Source organism: Embleya sp. NPDC055664, assembly GCF_053618075.1.
Genome location: NZ_JBSHGZ010000089.1, coordinates 1 through 4,801 on the forward strand (window position 1 = coordinate 1; position 4,801 = coordinate 4,801).

The 4,801-nt window shown below is 71.0% G+C and carries 2 protein-coding genes; both read right to left on the bottom strand.

Features of this window, described 5'->3' with window-relative positions; genetic code table 11:
• The coding region (locus ACWGR4_RS48105) for a beta-ketoacyl synthase N-terminal-like domain-containing protein (protein ID WP_452134045.1) at positions 1–701 on the bottom strand (701 nt) is incomplete at its 3' end.
• Between the two features lie 44 nt (positions 702–745).
• On the bottom strand, positions 746–4,801 hold a 4,056-nt coding region (locus ACWGR4_RS48110; RefSeq protein WP_452134044.1), incomplete at its 5' end, for an SDR family NAD(P)-dependent oxidoreductase.

The following is a 4,801-nucleotide window of genomic DNA, read 5'->3' on the forward strand; positions in this document are numbered from 1 at the left end:
ACGCCGCCGGCCAACGCGAGGTCGCATTCGCCGTTGCGCAGCGCCTGGCTCGCGAGATGGATCGCCACCAGCGACGACGAGCAGGCGGTATCGACGGTGATCGCCGGACCCTCCAGACCCAACGTGTACGCGACCCGCCCCGACGCCACACTCGTGGTCGTGCCGGTGGCCAGGTAGCCCCCGAGGGCGCGGGCGTCCCGGGGAGCGACGTTCGACCCGTAATCCTGCGCGATCACGCCGGTGAAGACGCCGGTCCCGCTGCTGCGCAGCGTGGTCGGGTCGATGTGGGCACTTTCCAGCGTCTCCCACGCGGTCTCCAGGAGCAGCCGCTGCTGCGGATCCATCGCCGCTGCCTCGCGCGGCGAGATCCCGAAGAAGCCCGCGTCGAAGTCGCCCGCGTCGTGCAGGAAACCGCCCTCCCGGGCGTAGGTGCGACCGTCGGCTTCCGGGTCGGGATCGTACAGGTCCTCCAGGCGCCAACCCCGGGTGCCCGGATCGGTCGTGATGGCGTCGGTGCCTGCGGTGACCAGTTGCCAGAGGTCGGCCGGATCGCGTACGCCGCCCGGGAAGCGACAGCCCATACCGACGATCGCGATCGGCTCGTGGCGCTGTGTCTCGACCCGGTGCAGCCGGTCGCGCGTCTGCTTGAGGTCGAGCGTCACGAGCTTGAGATAGTCGCGGAGCTTGTCTTCGTTCGCCATCCGGAATCAGCCTCAACAGGTGGGAGCAGGTGACTGCTGGCGGGTCAGGAAATGCCGAATTCCTCGTTGATGTACTCGAAGATCTCGTCGTCCGTGGCCGACGCGATGTCGGTGCCGGGGGCGCCTTCGGTCGAGGCGTGGGACTGCCGGCCATTCAGTCGCGTCAGCAGGGCCGAGAGTCGATCGGCCAGTTCGGTACGGGTCGCCTCGTCCGGCGGCGGGTCGGCCAGGATCGTTTCCAGGCGCGTCAGTTCGGCCGCCGCCGAGCGCGAGGGATCCGCCTCCGGGACCAGTCGGGCGCGCAGGTAGCGGGCGAAGGCGACCGGAGTCGGGTGGTCGAACAGGACCGTGCTGCCCAACCGATGGTCGAGCGCGGAGCTGAGCCGGTTGCGCAGTTCCATCGCGGTGAGCGAATCGAACCCCTGGTCCATGAAGCCCTGTTCGACGTTGATCGTCTGCGCGGTGGGGTGCCCGAGGACGGTGGCCGCGTGGGTGCGGACCAGGTCGAGCAGCATGCGGTGCTGCTCGGCTTCCGAGAGCGCGGCGAGCCTGGCGACCACGCCTTCGGCCGACCCGGACGAGGGCGACGGCCGGGCGGAACGGGCCGGCCGGCGAGCGAGGTTGATCGGAACGAGGCCGGGATGGGGAGTGCTGAGCGCGGTGTCGAGCAGGCCGAGCGCGTGTGCCGACCCGAGGGGTGTGATGCCCAGGGCGCGATGACGCTCGTGGTCGGCAGTGTCGAGGCCGGCGGTGAGGTTGCTGGTCTGCCGCCACGGACCCCAGGCGAGGCTGACGGTGGGGTGTCCCCGGGTGTGGCGTTGTTGGGCCAGGGCGTCGAGGAAGGTGTTGGCGGCGGCGTAGTTGGCCTGCCCCGGGCTGCCCAGGATTCCGGCGGCGGAGGAGTACAGGACGAGGGTCGGAGCCGGTTCGAGATGTTCGGTTCGGGTGTGCAGGTGCCACGCGGCGTCGATCTTGGGTGGCAGGACGGTGTCGAGGTGTTGGGTTGTCTGGTTGGCGAGTGTGGCGTCGGCGAGGGTGCCTGCGGTGTGGAAGATCGCGGTGAGTGGGTGGGCGGGGTCGATGGAGGCCAGGAGGGTGTCGGTTTGTTGGGGGTTGGTGGCGTCGGTTGGGGTGATGGTGACGTGGGCGCCGAGTTCGGTGAGTTCGTTGTGTAGTGCCTGGGTTTGTGGGGTGTTGCCGGAGCGGTTGGTGAGGATGAGGTGGCGGGCGCCGTGTGCTGTGACGAGGTGGCGTGCGGTGAGTGCGCCGAGGGTGCCGGTGCCGCCGGTGATCAGGATCGTTCCGTCGGGGTCGATGCCTCGGGGGAGGGTGAGCGTGAGTTTCCCGGTGTGATGTCCCTGTGAGAGGTGTCGCAGGGCCTGGGGAGCGTGCGTGACGTGCCAACCGGTCGTCGGCAGCGGTTCGAGGGTGCCGTCCGCGAACAGTGGGGAAAGGACCGCGAAGATGCGCCGAACCTCGTCCGGACCGATTGTGTTCAGGTCGAACGCGCGGTAGACCACGCCGGGATGTGCGCTCGCGATCGTCTCCGGATCGCGGATGTCGGCCTTGCCCATTTCCACGAATCGTCCACCGCGTGGCAACACCCGCAGCGAGGCGTCCACGTAATCCCCGACGAGCGAGTTCAGGACGACATCCACTCCCTTGCCGTCGGTGGAACGCAGCAGGTGCTCCTCGAAGTCGAGGCTGCGCGAGGAGGCGATGTGCGCCTCGTCGAAGCCCTGGGCGCGCAGGAGATGCCACTTGCCGGGGCTCGCGGTCGGGTACGGCTCGGCGCCCAGGTGTCGGGCTATTCGGACCGCGGCCATGCCGACCCCGCCCGTCGCCGCGTGCACGAGCACCGATTCGCCCGAGCGCAGCCCACCCAGATCGACCAGCCCGTGGTAGGCGGTGAGGAACGCGACCGGGGCGCCGGCCGCCTGCGCGAACGTCCAGCCCTTGGGCACGGGCGCGAGGGCGCGTCGGTCGGCGACGGCCGTCGGGCCCACGCCGTCCGCGAACAGCCCCATCACCGCGTCGCCGGGCGCGAGGTCCGACACACCCGGTCCGGTCTCCAGCACGATCCCCGCACCCTCGCTGCCGATCGGTGCCGTGCCGGGGTAACTTCCCAACGCGATCAGCGCGTCGCGGAAGTTGAGACCGATCGCGCGCAGCGCGACCCGCACCCGGCCGGCGGGCAGCGGGCCGTCCGGCTCGGTCACGGGCAGCAGCGCCACGTTCTCCAGGGTGCCCCGGCCGGTCGTACCGAGCCGCCAGGTCGACGCGTCGGCGGGCACGGTGAGCGGCGGCAGGTACGGGACCAACTCCGGGATCAGCAACTGCTGCTGCCTGACGGCGACCTGCGGCCGATCGGCGGCCACGGCCGCGATGACGTTCGCGGTCTTGGTGCCCGCGGCCACGTCGACCAGCCCGAATCGGTCGGGGTGCTCGCTCTGGGCCGCGCGGACCAGGCCCCACAGTGGTGCGTGCGGCAGGTTGTCGAGGCGATCGCCGTGGTGGGTGGCGATTGCCTGCTTGGTCACGAACACCAGGCGGGACGCGACGAACTCCTCGTACCCGAGCCACTCCTGCAGCAGAGCAAGGGCACCCGATATCGCCGCCCGGGCCTGCCCGGGTATGTCCGAGGCATCGACTTCGGCCGGGATCCGGCCGGCGGGCGCGATCACGACGTCCGGGACCGGAGCCCCGTTGCGGACCGCCTCGCGAAGCGCCGTGAGGTCCTGGTGGGTGTCGAAGGTGGTGCCGGAGGCGTCCATGGCCTCGGTGAGGTTGGCGGAGGGGCGACCGAGCATCGCCCAGACACCGGCTCCGGCCGCCGCCGGGCCCGCTTTCGTCGGGAGCGGCTGCCAGCGTTGCTCGTGCAGACCCTGCTCGTCCCGTGGCGTGAGCGCGGCGAGCCGGGCGGCATCGATCGGCCGAGTGGTCACGGTGTCGATCGTGACGAGGTGGTCGCCTTGCGGGGTGTCGAGAGCCACCGAGAAGCCGTGTTCGCCGCCGGAACCCAGACGCACCCGCGCACGGGTGGCACCGGTGGCTGTGTGCCGGATACCGGTGAACGCGAACGGAAGTCGGGTGGTCTCGGTGTCGTCCCGGGTGAGCAGCACGGCATGCAGCGCGGCGTCGAGGAGGGCGGGGTGGATGGTGTGGCCGGTCGGGTCGGCGTCGTCCGGCAGGCGGATCTCGGCGTAGAGGTCGTCGCCGTCGCGCCACAGGGCGGTCAGCCCTCGGAAGAGCGGCCCGTAGTGGTGACCCTGCGCGGCCAGTTCCGCGTACGCGTCGGCGAGGTCGATCGGGCGCGCGCCGGCCGGGGGCCCGACGGCGTCGACTCGCGCGGGTTCGATGGCCTCGGCGGCCGGCGCGAGGGTGCCGGTGGCGTGCCGGGTCCAGGCGCGCGGCGCGGCGCCGGGATCCGTGGACTCGGCCCGGGAGTCGATCGTCAGGGGCCGGTGCCCGGTGTCGTCGGCAGGGCCCACGGTGACGTGTAGCCGAACCGCCTGTCGCTCGAAGAGCGGCAGCGGATTCTCCAGCGTCAGCTCTTCCAGATCGGGAGTGTCCTCGAACCGGGTCGCGGCGTGCAGGGCGAGGTCGAGAAAGGCGGTGCCGGGGAGCAGGACGGTGTCGTGTACCGCGTGGTCGGCGAGCCAGGGGTGGGTCGCGAGCGACAGCCGCCCGGTGAGCAGGAGTCCGTCCGCGAGTTCCGTGTCGGCGTCGAGCAGCGGATGGGTCGACTCGCGCTGATCGAAGCCCGCCGTGTGCGTCGGCGTCGTCGAGGTGAGCCAGTAGCGCTCTCGTTGGAACGCGTACGTGGGCAGATCGGTCGCGATCGAGGGTGGGAGGAATGTGTCCCAGTCCGGGGCCGCGCCGTGGATGTGCGCGTGTGTGACGGCGGCGTGGAACGTGCGGAGATCCCCGTGTTCGCGACGCAGTGTGCCGATCGCCGCGGCGCGGACGGGGTGGGCGTCGATGGTTTCGTCGAGACCGACGGTGAGTCCCGGGTGCGGGCTGGTCTCGATGAAGAGCGTGTGTCCGTCGGTGAGGAGGGCTTCGACGGTTTCTTGGAAGCGGACTGTGGTGCGGAGGTT